This is a genomic window from Alphaproteobacteria bacterium, from assembly GCA_039980135.1.
Lineage (GTDB): Bacteria > Pseudomonadota > Alphaproteobacteria > UBA6615 > UBA6615 > UBA8079.
In genome coordinates this window covers 261,288-277,270 of record JBDXCV010000013.1, presented here as the reverse complement: position 1 = coordinate 277,270, position 15,983 = coordinate 261,288, and the positions used below count along the sequence as shown (strand labels likewise).

Sequence of the window (15,983 nt, the reverse complement as noted above, 5' to 3'; positions counted from 1 at the left end):
CGATGTTTTCTCCCGTCGAATGGATGATTGCCCTGCGCTATATGCGGGCCCGCCGTGCCGAGGGATTCATCTCCGTCATCGCCGGGTTTTCGCTGATGGGCATCGCGCTTGGCGTCGCCACCCTGATCATCGTGCTGTCGGTGATGAACGGTTTTCGCGGTGAACTTCTCGACCGGATCCTTGGCCTCAACGGGCATATCGCGGTCGTCAGCACGACCGGGCCGCTGTCCGACTACGGCCCGCTCGCCGAACGGGTGCGGATGGTCGACGGGGTGCTCTCGGTCACGCCGCTGGTCGAGGGCCAGATTCTGGCAACGAATGGCGGCCGGGCGTCGGGCGCGCTGGTGCGTGGTCTGACACCGGAAGCGCTGGCGGCACGGCCGTCTATCGCTGGAAACATCCGAACGGGGTCGCTCAGCCAGTTCGCCGGCAGTGATTCCGTCGTGCTGGGTTCTCGGTTGGCGCGCACATTGGGGGTGCGGGTCGGCGACAAGGTCACGCTGGTCTCTCCGCGCGGCACGGTAACAGCCTTCGGGACCGTCCCGCGCATGCAGGCCTATCGGGTGGCCGCGACCTTCGAAGTGGGCATGTTCGAGTTCGACAGCAGCTTCATATTCATGCCGCTCGCCGCCGCGCAGCAGTATTTCCGGCTCGGCGATACGGTCAATCAGCTCGAAGTCTTCGTCGAGGACCCCGACGCGTTCCAAAGACAGCGTCTGGCCATCGCCGCGGTCGCAGGCCCGAACCATCGGCTGTTCGACTGGCAACAGGCAAACAGCAGCTTTTTCAATGCCTTGCAGGTCGAACGCAACGTCATGTTCCTGATCCTGACGCTGATCATCCTGGTGGCGGCGTTCAACATCATCTCCAGCCTTATCATGCTGGTGAAGGACAAGGGTTCGGCGATCGCCATCCTGCGCACCGTGGGGGCGTCGCGCGGCATGGTGATGCGGGTGTTTTTCATCGTCGGTACCAGCATCGGCGTGGTCGGTACGGTCTCCGGCGCGATCCTGGGGCTGGTCTTCTCCGAGAATATCGAGGTGATCCGGCGTTGGCTTGAATCGCTCACCGGAACGGAACTGTTCGCCGCAGAAATCTATTTCCTGAGCCAGCTTCCCGCCGAGGTCGATCCCGGTGAGGTGGTGATGGTCATCTCCATGGCGCTGGGACTGTCGGTCCTGGCGACGTTGTACCCCAGTTGGCGCGCCTCGCGGCTCGATCCGGTGGAGGCGCTGCGCAATGAGTGATTCGGCGCTGGAAATACGTGGTGTCGGCCGCACCTTCCATCAGGGCGGGCGGGAAATCGAGGTCCTGCGCGATGTCCGGATGTCGTTGGTGCCCGGCGAGATCGTGGCCCTTGTCGGCCCTTCGGGCGCGGGAAAGTCCACGTTGTTGCACATCGCGGGCCTGCTCGAGCGGCCCGACACCGGCGACGTGATTATCGGTGAAGAGGCATGTTCGGGGTTGCCGGAGGCTGATCGGACCCGGCTGCGCCGCGGCACGCTGGGGTTTGTCTATCAATTCCATCATCTGTTGCCGGAATTCTCGGCCCAGGAAAACATCATGCTGCCGCAGATGATCGCGGGCACCAGCCGCGCCGAGGCGCGCGCGCGCGCCAATGAGCTGCTGGAAATGATGGGGCTTACAGACCGGGCATCCCATCGGCCGGGACAGCTTAGTGGCGGCGAGCAGCAGCGGATCGCGATCGCCCGCAGCGTGGCAAATGCCCCGGCAATCCTGCTGGCAGACGAACCGACCGGCAACCTCGATCCCGAGACCGCGGGCGGTGTGTTCGATCAGATGCTCAAGCTGGTCCGGGGTGCCCGGCTCGCGGCCCTGATAGCGACCCATAACCTGGACCTGGCCGCCAAAATGGACCGTACGCTGCGCCTGCGTGACGGGCGGGTCGAGCCGGCCTGAGTTGTCCCCGGATTGCACGTGATTGGAGGGGTCGTGGACGCCTCGAATCGGGCTAGTGTCGCGGGATCATGACACATGCCGATTTTGTCCATCTGCGCGTTCATTCCGCCTATTCGCTGGCCGAGGGTGCGCTGCGCATTCCGCAACTCGTCGAGCTGTGCCGTGAGCGGCAGATGCCGGCGGTGGCCATCACCGATACGGGGAATCTTTTCGGGGCGCTGGAGTTCTCGATGGCCGCGGCAAAGGCCGGCATTCAGCCGATCGTTGGTTGTCAGTTCGCACTCGCGCCGGAATCGGACGAATCCCGCAATGGCTTTCGCGGTGGTGCGCGACCCCCGGCGGATGATCAGATCGTGCTTCTGGCCCAGTCCGAGGCGGGTTACGGCAATCTGCTGCACATTGTCAGCCGGTCCTATGTGGAGATGGCAGACGACCGGAACCCGGTTATCACCCTGGACGAGATCGAAGATTCGACCGGCGGGCTGATTGCACTCACGGGCGGCGTTGCCGGCCCGGTCGGGCGGCTGATCGCCGAAGGCCAGATGGATGCCGCGACAGCCGTCCTGGAACGACTGAAGGGGCTGTTCCCGGGCCGTTTGTACATGGAAGTGCAGCGCCATGGGCTTGCGATCGAAGACCGGCTGGAGCCTGCCTTCATCGATCTGGCCTATGCCCATGATATCCCGCTGCTTGCGACAAATGAGGCCTTCTTCGCGGATGAGGGCATGTATGAGGCCCATGATGCCCTGTTGTGCATCTCCCAGAGCGCCTACGTGTCCCAGTCGGAGCGCCGGCGTGTCACGCCCGAGCACCGGTTCAAGTCCGCCGCCGAAATGCGGGCGCTTTTCGCCGATTTGCCGGAAGCCATCGAAAACACACTTGTGGTGGCGCGCCGTTGCGCGTTCATGCCGACGGAAACGGCGCCGATGCTGCCGCCCTATCCGACCGAAGGTGGCCGCACGGAAGAACAGGAGCTGCGCACGGAGGCTGAAGCCGGGCTCGAGGCGCGGCTGGCCGCCCATGTGTACACCGACGATATGGATGCTGCCGCCCGTGAGGCCGCCGCGACACCCTATAGAGAACGATTGAAGTTCGAGCTCGAAACCATTGTTAACATGGGATATCCGGGCTACTTCCTGATCGTTTCCGACTTCATCAAATGGTCCAAGGCGAACGGTGTGGCGGTCGGACCGGGCCGTGGTTCGGGTGCCGGGTCTGCGGTGGCCTGGGCGCTGACGATCACGGACCTTGACCCGCTGCGTTTCGGCCTGTTTTTCGAGCGCTTTTTGAATCCCGAACGCGTGTCGATGCCCGACTTCGATATCGATTTCTGCCAGGAACGGCGCGACGAGGTCATTCACTACGTGCAACAGAAATTCGGTCATGACCGGGTCGCCCAGATCATCACCTTCGGCAAGCTGCAGGCGCGCGCGGTGGTGCGCGATGTGGGCCGGGTCCTGGAGATGCCCTACGGGCAGGTGGACCGGATTGCCAAGATGGTGCCGAATAATCCGGCCAACCCGATGACGCTGCAGGAAGCCATTGACAGCGAAGACGCGCTACAGGCGCTGCGCGACGAGGATGAGGCGGTGGCGCATCTGCTCGACCTCGCGCTCAAGCTCGAGGGTCTGTACCGGAACTCCTCGACCCACGCCGCCGGCGTCGTGATTGGTGACCGGCCATTGTCGGACATCATCCCGCTGTTCCGTGACCCGCGCGCCGCGACGCTATCGACCCAGTTCAGCATGAAGTATGTCGAGGCGGCGGGGCTGGTGAAGTTTGATTTCCTGGGGCTGAAGACCCTCGACGTGCTGCAGAAGGCCGTGGAGTTGTTGGCCGACCGGGACGTGGGGATTGATCTCGAGACCTTGCCGCTGGACGATACGCGGACTTTCGACATGCTGGCGCGCGGCGACACGACGGGCGTGTTCCAGTGTGAATCCTCCGGGGTTCGCGACGTGCTGCGCAAGCTGGTTCCGGACCGTTTCGAGGACATCATCGCCGTCGTCGCACTCTATCGGCCCGGGCCGATGGACAATATCCCGAGCTATATTGCGCGAAAGCATGAAAGGGAGGCCGTCGATTACCTGCACGACGATCTGGAGAGCTGTCTGAAAGAGACCTACGGCATCCCGATTTACCAGGAGCAGGTGATGCAGATGGCCCAGGAACTGGCGGGCTACACGCTGGGCGGCGCGGATCTGTTGCGTCGGGCCATGGGCAAGAAAATCCAGTCGGAGATGGATGCCCAGCAGGAGACATTCGTCGCCGGTGCGAAGGAGCGCGGGGTCGACGAGGCCACGTCCACCCGCATCTTCGAGACCATCGCCAAGTTCGCCGGCTACGGTTTCAACAAGGCCCACGCGGCCGCCTACGCCCTGATCGCCTATCAGACGGCCTATCTGAAGGCCAATTACCCCGTCGAATTCTTCGCCGCGTCCATGACCCTGGATATGGGGAATACGGACAAGCTGGCGATCTACAAGCAGGAACTGGCCAGGCAGCGCATTGATCTGCTGCCGCCGGACGTGAATCGGTCCGGCGTTGAGTTCACCGTCGCGCGTATCAACGCCGACGCCCCGTCATCGGAAGAGGCGTCGAAAGCGGCGTCCGATGATGCGGACGTGCCCGCAATCGGCGGGATTCACTATGCGCTGTCGGCGATCAAGGGGGTCGGGCAGGGCGCGATGCGCGATCTTGTTCGCGAACGCGACTCCAACGGCTCCTTCGACAGCCCCTATGAGGTGGTAAGCCGGCTCGATGCCCATGTCATGAACCGTCGCCAGCTCGAGCAGCTGGTCCAGGCCGGCGCCTTCGACAGTCTGGACGGCAATCGCGCCCGGACGTTCGACGCGATCGACCAGATCCTGGGGCATGCGCAGGCCATCCAGCGTGAGCGCGAAAGCGGTCAGTTCAGCCTGTTGGGCGATGTCGGCGAAGACGGCGGGTTGCCCGCGCCCCAGCCGGCGGACCGCGGGGACTGGCCGCAAGCGGACCGGCTGCAGCGTGAGATGTATGCGGTCGGGTTCTACATGTCCGCCCATCCCCTGGACGACTATGGAACCCTGCTGGACCGGCTTGGTGTGGTCGGCAGCGCGGAGCTGGAGCAGACCGTCGAGCGGCAGGGCGGTGCGGCCAATGTGGTGCTGGCCGGTTCGGTGATCGCGGTTCAGCAGCGCACGTCCCAGCGCGGCAGCCGCTACGCGTTTGTGACGCTTTCAGATGCCGCCGGCACGATCGAAGTCACCATGTTTTCGGAGGTTCTGGCCGCGTCGCGAGAGGTGCTGGAAAGTGGCAAGCCGGTGCTGGTGCAGACGGCGGCCAGGTTCGAGGAAGGCCAGCTGCGCCTGACAGGCCAGAGCGTGCGGGAACTCGACGCGGCCGCGGCGAATGCGCCGGTCGCGATCAAGATATGGCTCGACGGGATGGCGCCGATCGGCTCCCTCAAAACCCTGATCGACCGGGAGGCGCGCCCGGACGAGGGCAAGCGCGGCAATGGCCGGATACGGCTGGTCATTCCCGATGGTGAGCAGGACGTCATTGTCCGTCTCGACGGCGGCTATCTGTGTACGCCTGAACTGAACCGGGCGATGCGCGCCATTCCCGGCGTCGTGGACGTGCAGGAAATCTAGATATTCCGAACGGCACCGCGCTTTACGTGCCCCGGTCTTCAAATGTAGGTTTGTGGGTACAACGCGGGAGATAGAATCATGTCTACGAAACTGATGGAAAAGACCGCCAGCGAGGCCGCCGATCGCGAGGTCGGACATTTCGAGATACTGGTCGACGACGAGAAAACCCGCGTCACCCAATGGCATATCAAGCCCGGGCAACAAACCGGCTGGCATCGCCATGAATTCGATTATCTGACGATCCAGCAATCCGAAGGGCGTTTGCACATGGATATGGCGGACGGCAGCGAGCGCGATGTCGATTATGTTCCCGGCAAGGCCGTGATGATCAAGGCGCCGATTGAACACAACGCCATGAATGCGGGCGATGTCGATATTCGGGTGCTGGAGATCGAGTACAAATACTAGGCTTCGGGAGGCGTACATGTCTGAAAAGCTTGAAGAAAAGACTCGCGCGGAGATACCGGCGGACAAGCAGGGACATTATGAGGTCCTGATCGACAACGACACGACCCGGATCACCTTTCACCATATCGAAAAAGGCCAGAGCTCGGGCTGGCACAGCCATGACCTCGACTATGTCGGCTATCATTTCGGTGACAGCGAGGTGCGCATCGAACGCGGTGGTGGCGACGCGCCGTCATCGATGGCGTCCAAGAAGGGCGCGGCGACGTTCTACGAGGTCGGCGACGGCTTCGAGCACAACGTGACCGTGGTCGGCGACGATCCGCTGATCGCCTTGGAAATAGAATACAAGAAGACCTAGAGCGTATTACAGGCCGCTTGGATCAATAAGGCCTTGTCATCGGGCGGCCATGGGGGTATCACCCCCGCGATCTCGCATGTGCGGGACATATTCCACACGCAGACCTGCGGCAGGCGGACAGACATCCCCGCTCGTCGATCCGGTGCCCCTCGGGGCGGCAGTCTGCGGAGGCACAACCGGTAAAGGAGAGAGACCATGGCGGTCCCTACATTCACGATGCGCCAGCTGCTGGAAGCTGGCGTTCACTTTGGCCACAATACCCGACGCTGGAATCCGAAGATGGAGCCGTTCATTTTCGGCGTCCGTAACGGAATCCACATTCTCGATCTGCAGCAGACGGTGCCGATGCTCTATGCCGCACTGAACGCGGCGCGCAGCGTTGCGTCCGAGGGCGGTCGGGTGCTGTTCGTGGGCACCAAACGCGCGGCCAGCGACATCGTCGCGGAATCGGCCCGCAAATGCGGCCAGTATTACGTCAACCAGCGTTGGCTGGGCGGCATGCTCACCAACTGGACGACGATTTCCCAGTCGATCAAGACGCTTCGTGAGCTGGAAGAGCAGCTTTCCGGTGAATCGGCCCTGGGGCTGACCAAGAAGGAAACCCTGCAGCTGACGCGCAAGCGGGACAAGCTGGAGATGGCGCTCGGCGGCATCAAGGAAATGGGCGGTCGCCCGGACCTCGTGGTCGTCATCGACACGAACAAGGAAGAGCTCGCGATCAAGGAGGCCAAGAAGCTTGGTATTCCGGTGGTCGGCGTCTGCGACACCAACTCCGATCCGGCCGACATCGACATGCCTATTCCGGGCAATGACGATGCGATGCGCGCCATCCAGCTCTATTGCGACCTGTTCACCGGTGCGGTGATCGACGGCCTGCAACAGGACATGGCGGCCGCCGGGATCGATATCGGCGAAGCTGCGGCACCGCCGGTCGAGGCTACGGTTGCCGAAGCGGTTGTTGCCGCGGCAGCGGCTCCCGAAACACCTGCTGCCGAAGCGCCTGCTCCCGCAGCGCCTGCCGCCGAAACCGCGGCTGCTGAAGCCCCGGCGGAGCCCGCATCATAGGGTCATTAAGGTCGTAGAATTAACCAGTTAAAACGTTTTATTCGAGTGGAGAGTCAGCATGGCTGAGATCACGGCTGCTGCCGTCAAGGAACTGCGCGAGAAGTCCGGCGCGGGCATGATGGATTGTAAAACTGCATTGACCGAGAACGACGGCGATCTTGAGGCCGCGATCGACTGGTTGCGCAAAAAGGGTCTCTCGGCTGCCGAGAAAAAGGCGGGCCGGGCCGCTGCGGAAGGCCTGGTCGGTATGGCGGTCGACGGCACGACGGGCGCGCTGGTCGAGGTGAACTCCGAGACCGACTTCGTTGCCCGCAACGAAATCTTCCAGGGCTTCGTCACCAAGGTCACCGCGCTGGCGATGGTTCACGGCGATGACGAGGCGGCGCTAAAGGCGGCGGCTGTCGACGGCGGCGCGTCGGTCGAGGAGACGGTCGTCGAACTGGTCGGCACGATCGGCGAGAATATCGGTTTCCGCCGCGCAACCAGCCTTTCGGTCGGTTCCGGCGTGGTGTCGGGCTATGTCCATAATCAGGTGGCACCGGGGCTCGGCAAGATCGGCGTCCTCGTGGCGCTCGAATCCACCGGTGACGCATCAAAGCTCGATGAGCTGGGCCGTCAGCTCGCCATGCATGTGGCCGCCGCACAGCCGCAATTTCTCGATATTGCGTCCGTCGATGCCAGCGCGCTCGATCGCGAGCGCGAGGTGCTCGCCGAACAGGCGCGCGCTTCGGGCAAGCCGGAAGAGATCGTCGAGAAAATGGTGGAAGGGCGCCTGCGCAAGTTCTACGAAGAAGTCGTGCTCAACGAGCAGACATTCGTGATCGACGGCGAAACCAAGGTTTCGAAGGTCATCGAGGCGGCGGCGAATGAGATCGGCGCGCCGGTCGCACTGGCCGGGTTTGTCCGTTTCACGTTGGGCGAGGGTATTGAACGCCGGGAAGACGATTTCGCCGACGAAGTGGCGAAGCTCGCCAATTAGTTCGCGAACCGGCCGAACGGAACGGTAGTCCGATGGCAGGCAAAGCTGAGTTCAAGCGCGTTCTCCTGAAGGTTTCGGGCGAAGTCCTGATGGGGGATGGCGAGTTCGGTCTCGACCCCAAGATGGTGGCGCGCATCGCGAGCGATATCGCGGAAGTCCAGAAATCCGGAACCGAGCTCTGTCTTGTCGTGGGCGGCGGCAACATCTTCCGCGGCGTATCCGTAGCCGCCCAGGGTATGGAGCGCGCCAGCGCCGACTATATGGGCATGCTGGCGACGGTCATGAACGCCCTGGCGCTGCAGAGCGCCCTCGAAGACCTCGACGTGCCGAACCGCGTCCTGTCGGCGATCCCGATGTCGACCGTGTGCGAACCGTATATTCGCCGCCGTGCCGTCCGGCATATGGAGAAGGGTCGGGTGGTGATCTTCGCGGCGGGCACGGGCAATCCCTATTTCACGACCGATACGGCGGCGGCGCTGCGTGCATCGGAAATGGATTGTGACTGCCTGCTCAAGGGCACCAAGGTGGACGGGGTCTATGCCGCCGATCCGGAAAAAGACCCGAGCGCGGAACGCTTCGACAGCCTGTCCCATTTCGATGTGCTCCAGCGTGATCTCAAGGTCATGGATGCGGCGGCGATCACGCTGTGTCGCGAGAACAACATTCCGATTCTGGTGTTTTCGATCCAGAATGCCGGAGAAGTGAAACGTGTGCTCGATGGCGAGGGCCGTTTCACGATTGTCAGGGGAGAGAAATAAGTGTCGGCAGATGAAAATGATCTCAAGCGCCGCATGGACGGCGCGCTGGAGGCCCTGAAGCGTGAATTCGGCGGTCTGCGAACGGGCCGTGCTTCGACGTCTCTGCTGGAGAATGTCGACGTGGACGCCTACGGGGCCATCATGCCCATGAACCAGCTGGCCTCCGTCAGTGTCCCCGAACCGCGGATGCTGAGCGTCCAGGTCTGGGACAACGGCAACATCAAGGCCGTGGAAAAGGCGATCATGGATTCCGGGCTGGGCCTGAACCCGCAGACCGAGGGCAATATGATCCGGGTGCCAATTCCCGAATTGAGCGAGGAACGGCGCGAGGAAATGGCGAAGGTCGCCGCGAAATATGCCGAACAGGCGCGTATCGCGGTGCGCAATGTTCGCCGTGACGGCATGGATTCGCTCAAGAGACTGGAGAAGGATGGCGACATCTCCCAGGATGAGCACCGTGCGCGGGGCGATGACATCCAGCAGATGACCGACGGCCATATCTCCAACATCGACTCGCTGCTCGAAACAAAAGAGCAGGAGATCATGCAGGTCTGATCCGATGGCCGACGCCGGAGACGAACAGGGCCGGGTACCAGCGCATATCGCGGTGATCATGGACGGCAACGGCCGATGGGCGCGCGCGCGTGGCCTGCCGCGCACCGCGGGGCATGCAAAGGGCGCGGAGGCGGTCAAACGCACACTCGATGCGGCCGAGGCGCTCGGCGTGAAGTATCTCACCCTGTTCGGCTTCAGTTCCGAGAACTGGAATCGCCCGAGCGATGAAGTCGGTGACCTTATGGGGTTGCTGCGCCGCTATCTCGAAAGCGAGACCGCCGACCTGCACGCCAGGGACATGCGCATTCGCGTGATCGGCGACCGCGCACGGTTTTCCGACGAGATTGTTTCGCTGATCGAAAGCGCGGAGGTGCTGACCGCGGGAAATACCGGCCTCAACCTCACGGCGGCACTCAGTTATGGTGGGCGCCAGGATATCGCGGCGGCGACCCGCGCGCTGGCGCAGCAGGCCGCCGATGGAAACCTCGACCCCGCAACGATCGATGAAGAAGCGGTGGCGAAACATTTATGGACCCGGGACCTGCCGGATCCCGATCTGCTTATCCGGACGTCCAACGAGCAGCGGATCAGCAATTTTCTGCTCTGGCAGTGCGCCTATACCGAGCTGGTCTTCGTCGATGCGCTGTGGCCCGAATTCGGCCGCCCCCATCTGGAACAATGCATCGAAGAATACAACCGGCGCGAACGCCGCTTCGGCGCCGTGGCCGGCTAGCGCCCTTGAGCAAAAGCCCGGACCATCCGCCCGCCGCGCCGACACGGGCTCCCAGCAATCTGTTGCTGCGGGTGATCTCGGCACTGGTGCTCGTGCCGGTGGCGTTGACGTGCGTGTGGCTGGGCGCGCCCTGGTTCGCCGCGATGCTCGCCGTCGTGGTGCTGGCAGCGGGCGCCGAATGGCGGGCGATCGCGGTCATCGAACGCACCGGATTGCGCATGCAGTCGATCATGGTGCCGCTGTTTGTGCTGGTCGCGGGCGAGGTGGCGGGACCTTCTGCAGGTCTGCTCGTGCTCGTCGTCGGTCTGGTGCTGACCCTCGGGACGTTTTCGGCACCCTGGAACGAACGGGTCTGGGCCCTGGTCGCGCATGTTCATCTCGGCCTGGCCGCCGTGGCCTTGTTGTTCCTGCGCCTGCAACCCGAGACCGGGCTTGACCTCGTCCTGTTCCTGTTCGCGATGGTCTGGATGTCGGATATCGGTGGATACGTCGCCGGGCGCATTATCGGCGGACCTCGTTTGGCCCCGCGCATCAGCCCCAACAAGACATGGGCGGGCGCGGCGGGTGCCGTGTTGTTTGCGCTGGCGACGGCGGCCCTGCTGGCCCGGCTCGCGGGGGTGCCGTCGGAACCCGCACTCGGCATCGCGTTTATCCTGTCGCTGGCAACCCAAAGCGGCGACCTGTTCGAATCCTGGATCAAGCGTCGCTTCGATGTGAAGGATTCCGGCACGCTCATACCCGGGCATGGCGGTGTACTCGACCGGGTCGACGGCGTACTCTTCGCCGCACCCGCCCTGGCCTTGCTGGCCTTGCTGTTCGGAACGGATTTCATCCTATGGCGTTGAGCGAAATCGAGACCCCGTCGAGCCACGCGGCGCGCCGTATCTCGATCCTCGGCGCCACGGGTTCGATCGGCAACAGTACCGCGGACCTCATCCGGCGCAACCGGGACCGTTTCGAAATCGTGGCGCTGACCGCCAACACGAACGCCATTGAACTGGCGGCACTGGCGCGGGAGTTCGGCGCGGAACTCGCCGTGGTCGCCGATCCGTCGGCATATGCGGCTTTGCGAGAATCCCTCGCCGGAAGCGGGATCGAGGCGGCGGCCGGGCCAGAGGCGTTGGTTGCCGCCGGTGGCGTTCCTGCCGATCTCATCGTTGCCGGGATCGTGGGGGCGGCGGGGCTGGATTCCACCCTCTCTGCGGTCGGGCAGGGCACGCTCGTGGCGCTGGCCAACAAGGAGAGCCTTGTCTGTGCCGGCGACCTTGTGCTGGCCGCAACGGCACGTTTCGGCACCCGTCTGCTACCGCTCGATTCCGAGCATAATGCGATCTTCCAGGTGTTCGAGGCCGAGAACGCCGGCGATGTGGAGAAGCTAATCCTTACCGCGTCCGGCGGGCCATTCCGGTCATGGTCGCGTGACCGCATGGCGACGGCCACCCCCGCCGAGGCGATCGCGCATCCCAACTGGGACATGGGCCGGAAAATTTCCGTGGATTCCGCGACGATGATGAACAAGGGCCTCGAATTGATCGAGGCGGCCTATCTGTTTCCGGTCGACGCGGCGGATATCGACGTGCTGGTGCATCCGCAATCGGTTGTCCACTCGATGGTCGCCTATGTGGACGGTTCGGTCCTGGCCCAGATGGGCACGCCGGACATGCGGGTACCGATCGCCCATGCGCTGGCCTGGCCGGCGCGAATGGAGAGTCCCGCGGCGCGCCTGGACCTTGCGGCGATCGGTTCGCTTGAATTCGAACAGCCCGATGATGTGCGCTTTCCCTCGATTGCGCTCGCCCGGGACGCGTTGTCGGCGGGCCGGGGCGCGACCGTGATCCTGAATGCGGCGAACGAGGTCGCGGTGGAAAGTTTCCTTCAGGGCCGGCTCGGGTTCCTGGAAATCGCCGAAACGGTGGCGCGGGTGCTCGAAACGGTCGATGGCCACGCAATCGCCTCGCTGGAGGATTTCAGGTCGCTGGACGGTGAAAGCCGACATGTCGCAGAAAAGCTTGTAAAATCCGCTTCTTAACGCCACTTCAAGCATTCCCTGCCATGCTTTCGGTCGGGTTTGTGAATAGGGATTGAATCCGCATGGGCGGTATCGTCGTCACAATTTTCTGGTTCCTGGTTGTTCTGACGCCGCTCGTGTTTGTGCACGAGTTTGGCCACTACTGGTTCGCGCGGCGTGCGGGCGTGCGGGTGGAAATATTCTCCGTCGGTTTCGGCCGTGAGCTGTTCGGCTATACGGACAAGGCGGGTACGCGCTGGAAGTTCAGCCTCATTCCGTTCGGCGGTTACGTCAAAATGTTCGGCCAGAGCGACCTCGGCCCCGACGATGACGGCGATGCCCTGACCGCGGATGAGCGCGCGGTCGCATTTCATCACAAGAAATTGTCCCAGAAGACGGCGATCGTCGCTGCGGGCCCGCTTGCGAATATCCTGTTTGCGATCGGCATCTTTACGATTCTGTTCGCCACCACCGGACAACCCTTCACCCCGGCCCAGGTATCGGAGGTCGTTCCGGGGTCCGCGGCGGAAGTGGCGGGACTGCAGACCGGCGATGAGTTTCTCGAGGTCGCCGGCCGCTCGATTGCGCGTTTCGAGGAAGTGCAGCAGCTGATCCGCCTGCACCCGGGAATTCCCGTCGATATCGTTGTGGATCGCGGCGGCAGCCGTCTCGATCTGGTCGCGACGCCCAGCGTGAACGTCATTCCCGACGGCCTGGGCGATGAGGCCCGCATCGGTGTTCTGGGAGTTCGCGGGCTGGAACGGGCCTTCGAACGTCACAGCGTACCGATCGCCGCGTGGCAGGGCGTTCGTGAGACGGTCCGACTGGTCTCGGTTACGGTGACCGCGATCGGGCAGATGTTCGGCGGTGAACGCAGCGCACAAGAATTGGGTGGCCCGGTGCGAATCGCGCAGATGTCGGGCAGCGCGGCAGACGCCGGAATTGCCACTCTGGTGATCTTCGCGGCGTTCTTGTCGATTAATCTCGGGTTGATAAATCTGCTCCCTATTCCGCTGCTGGATGGCGGACATCTGCTGTTCTATGCTTATGAAGCGATGTTCCGCCGGGCACCGGGACGTTGGGCGCAAGAGCTTGGACTGAAAATCGGGCTGGTTTTCGTCCTCGGGCTCATGCTATTCGCCACATTCAATGATATTGCCCGTCTCCCGGTCGTGCAGCGGATCGTCGCGCTGTTCACCTGACCCTAAGGGTCTGACCGAAAAGCAGAAACGGGCGGCCGAATGAACAGGGACGAGCGCGTGTATTTTCGCACTTGTAAGAATGTTTTAGCGGTCGTGCTGATGGGCAGTGTTTTCGCCCTGATGGCACTGACGCAACCTCTGAACGCGCAGACCCGCTCGGGCACCGTGGTTGAGGAAATTCGTGTTGTCGGCACCCAGCGTATCGACCCCTCGACCGTCAACGCCTACATGCAGATCAAGCCGGGCGACACCTACGATCCGGCCAAGGTCGATGACTCCCTGAAGAATCTCTTCAACACCGGACTGTTCGCCGACGTGACCTTGCGCCGCGAGGGCGATGCGATTGTTGTCCAGGTGGTGGAGAACCCAATCATCAACCGGATCGCGTTCGAGGGAAATAGCAAGCTCGAAAACGACGCGCTCCTGAGTGAGGTGTCGTTGCGGCCGCGCGTGGTCTACACACGCACGAAGGTGCAGGGCGATGTTCAGCGGCTGCTCGATATCTATCGGCGCTCGGGCCGGTTCGCCGCGACGGTCGACCCCAAGGTAATCCAGCTGCCTGAAAACCGCGTCGATCTCGTGTTCGAGATCGAAGAGGGCGGCAAGACCGGCATTCGTGCGATCAACTTCATCGGGAACAGCGAGTTCTCCGATGGCAGATTGCGCGAGGTCGTGCAGACGACCGAATCGGCCTTCTATAATTTCCTTTCGAGCAATGACACCTACGACCCTGACCGATTGTCATTCGATCGCGAGTTGCTGCGCCGTTTCTACCTTTCGGAAGGCTACGCGGATTTTCGGGTCGTCTCGGCGATCGCGGAGCTGACCGACGACCGTGATGATTTCATCGTCACATTTACGCTCGATGAAGGACCGCAGTACAACTTCGGAACGCTGGATGTCGCGAGTGAACTTCGCGGTGTCGAGGGGACGGAGCTGAGCGGGCTGATTGCGGCGGACGCCGGCGATACATATGACGCCAACGAGGTCGAGGATACGGTTCAATCGATCACGGAATCGCTCGGTGAGCGAGGGTTTGCGTTTGTTGATGTGCGCCCCCGGGTGAATCGGGATCGTGATGCCCTGACCATCGACGTCACCTATGAAATTCGCGAAGGCCCGCGCGTGTTTGTCGAGCGGATCGACATTGCCGGCAACGTCCGTACTCTGGATGAGGTGATCCGGCGCGAGTTCACAATTGTCGAGGGCGACGCGTTCAACACGGCCAAACTGCGCCGAACGCGCCAGCGACTGCAGGATCTCGGCTTCTTCGCCCGCGTCGATATCAACAACACGCCGGGCAGTGCGAACGACCGCACCATCGTCAGTGTGAATGTCGAGGAACAGTCGACGGGTGAGCTTTCGGTCGGTGCCGGCTTCTCGTCCACCGCGGGCTTGTTGACCGACATCGCGCTGCGCGAACGTAATCTGCTCGGCCGCGGTCAGGATCTTCGCGTGAGCACGACCCTGGCGACGAAACAGCAGCAAATCGATTTGAGCTTTACCGAGCCGTATTTCCTCGATCGTGATGTCGCCGCAGGCTTTGATGTGTTCATTCGGACGACGGATTTCAGCGACCGGAGTTCATTCGAGCAGAGCGAGGCCGGGTTCGGGCTGCGCGCCGGCTACCAGATGACGGAACATCTCCGCCATACCGCGCGTTACCGGTTCACGCGCGACAGCATTGACGACATCGAGGCCGATGCCTCCGAGGTTGTGAAGTCGCAGGAAGGCACCTTCACCACGTCGTCGATCGAGAATGATTTCTTCTACGACGCCCTCGACAGCAAGTTCGAACCGACCGACGGTTATTCATTGTCATACGGTGTTGATCTGGCCGGATTTGGCGGTTCGGAAAAATTCATCCGCAACGAGGTTGGCGGTAACTTCTTTAAGCCACTGTTCGGGACTTCCTTAATCGGAAGCGTAAAGGGTGAGACCGGTCATATCGCATCGTTACAGGACGATGAAATTCGGGTCTCCGAACGCTTCTTCCTCGGTGGAGCCCGGTTGCGTGGTTTCAAGGTCGGCGGCATCGGACCGCGCGATCTGCGCACCGACGATGCGTTGGGCGGCACGCAGTATTATCGCGGTTCGGCGGAACTGGGCTTCCCGCTGGGGCTGCCGGAAGAGTTCGACATCCAGGGCGCGGTGTTCAGTGATGTGGGCAGTGTTTGGGGGAATGACGATCCGTTCCCGGACATTGCGGACGATGCCAGTTTGCGGAGTTCGGTCGGCATCGGCGTCGGCTGGGGATCGCCTGTCGGGCCGGTACGCGTTAATCTGTCCCGCGCGTGGCTCAAGGAAGACTACGACAAGACGGAGTTCTTCAGCTTCAGCTTCGGAACCCGGTTCTAACGGAGAG

Annotated in this window: 14 protein-coding genes; all 14 read left to right on the top strand. The window is 62.6% G+C overall.

Going from position 1 to position 15,983, the window contains the following annotated elements:
* The first annotated feature begins 2 nt into the window (after nucleotides 1–2).
* The 14 genes from ABJ363_17190 (at nucleotide 3) to bamA (ending at nucleotide 15,976) form a co-directional block, all read left to right on the top strand.
* Nucleotides 3–1,247 (top strand): lipoprotein-releasing ABC transporter permease subunit, encoded by a 1,245-nt coding sequence (locus ABJ363_17190; protein ID MEP4380725.1) that lies wholly within the window; start codon nucleotides 3–5, stop codon nucleotides 1,245–1,247.
* On the top strand, nucleotides 1,240–1,920 hold the full coding sequence (locus ABJ363_17185; protein ID MEP4380724.1) for an ABC transporter ATP-binding protein: 681 nt from the start codon (nucleotides 1,240–1,242) through the stop codon (nucleotides 1,918–1,920). Before ABJ363_17190 ends, ABJ363_17185 begins: the two co-directional genes overlap by 8 nt.
* Before the next feature lie 68 nt (nucleotides 1,921–1,988).
* Nucleotides 1,989–5,552 carry a DNA polymerase III subunit alpha gene (gene dnaE / locus ABJ363_17180; protein ID MEP4380723.1) on the top strand — a complete coding sequence of 1,188 codons (3,564 nt, stop codon included), beginning with the start codon at nucleotides 1,989–1,991 and terminating at the stop codon, nucleotides 5,550–5,552.
* A 78-nt stretch (nucleotides 5,553–5,630) separates the two neighbouring features.
* Complete coding sequence (locus tag ABJ363_17175) at nucleotides 5,631–5,960, top strand: cupin domain-containing protein (GenBank protein MEP4380722.1); 330 nt, start codon at nucleotides 5,631–5,633, stop codon at nucleotides 5,958–5,960.
* Between the two features lie 16 nt (nucleotides 5,961–5,976).
* Complete coding sequence (locus ABJ363_17170; GenBank protein ID MEP4380721.1) at nucleotides 5,977–6,318, top strand: cupin; 342 nt, start codon at nucleotides 5,977–5,979, stop codon at nucleotides 6,316–6,318.
* Between the two features lie 195 nt (nucleotides 6,319–6,513).
* Nucleotides 6,514–7,383, top strand: a complete 870-nt coding sequence (gene rpsB / locus ABJ363_17165) for a 30S ribosomal protein S2 (protein MEP4380720.1) — start codon at nucleotides 6,514–6,516, stop codon at nucleotides 7,381–7,383.
* Between the two features lie 58 nt (nucleotides 7,384–7,441).
* Nucleotides 7,442–8,362, top strand: a complete 921-nt coding sequence (gene tsf, locus ABJ363_17160) for a translation elongation factor Ts (protein MEP4380719.1) — start codon at nucleotides 7,442–7,444, stop codon at nucleotides 8,360–8,362.
* A 32-nt stretch (nucleotides 8,363–8,394) separates the two neighbouring features.
* Complete coding sequence (pyrH, locus tag ABJ363_17155; GenBank protein ID MEP4380718.1) at nucleotides 8,395–9,120, top strand: UMP kinase; 726 nt, start codon at nucleotides 8,395–8,397, stop codon at nucleotides 9,118–9,120.
* A 33-nt stretch (nucleotides 9,121–9,153) separates the two neighbouring features.
* On the top strand, nucleotides 9,154–9,675 hold the full coding sequence (gene frr / locus ABJ363_17150; protein MEP4380717.1) for a ribosome recycling factor: 522 nt from the start codon (nucleotides 9,154–9,156) through the stop codon (nucleotides 9,673–9,675).
* 4 nt (nucleotides 9,676–9,679) lie between these two features.
* Entirely contained in the window at nucleotides 9,680–10,408 is a 729-nt protein-coding gene (locus ABJ363_17145; protein MEP4380716.1) for an isoprenyl transferase, read from the top strand.
* Between the two features lie 5 nt (nucleotides 10,409–10,413).
* Entirely contained in the window at nucleotides 10,414–11,253 is an 840-nt protein-coding gene (locus ABJ363_17140; GenBank protein MEP4380715.1) for a phosphatidate cytidylyltransferase, read from the top strand.
* Entirely contained in the window at nucleotides 11,244–12,437 is a 1,194-nt protein-coding gene (dxr, locus tag ABJ363_17135) for a 1-deoxy-D-xylulose-5-phosphate reductoisomerase (GenBank protein ID MEP4380714.1), read from the top strand. The genes ABJ363_17140 and dxr overlap by 10 nt, the downstream gene beginning before the upstream one ends.
* Before the next feature lie 62 nt (nucleotides 12,438–12,499).
* Nucleotides 12,500–13,618, top strand: coding sequence for an RIP metalloprotease RseP (gene rseP, locus ABJ363_17130; protein ID MEP4380713.1), 1,119 nt, complete (start codon nucleotides 12,500–12,502; stop codon nucleotides 13,616–13,618).
* A 39-nt stretch (nucleotides 13,619–13,657) separates the two neighbouring features.
* Nucleotides 13,658–15,976: an outer membrane protein assembly factor BamA gene (bamA, locus tag ABJ363_17125; protein MEP4380712.1), complete on the top strand. Its 2,319-nt coding sequence runs from the start codon at nucleotides 13,658–13,660 to the stop codon at nucleotides 15,974–15,976.
* The last annotated feature ends 7 nt before the right edge of the window (nucleotides 15,977–15,983 follow it).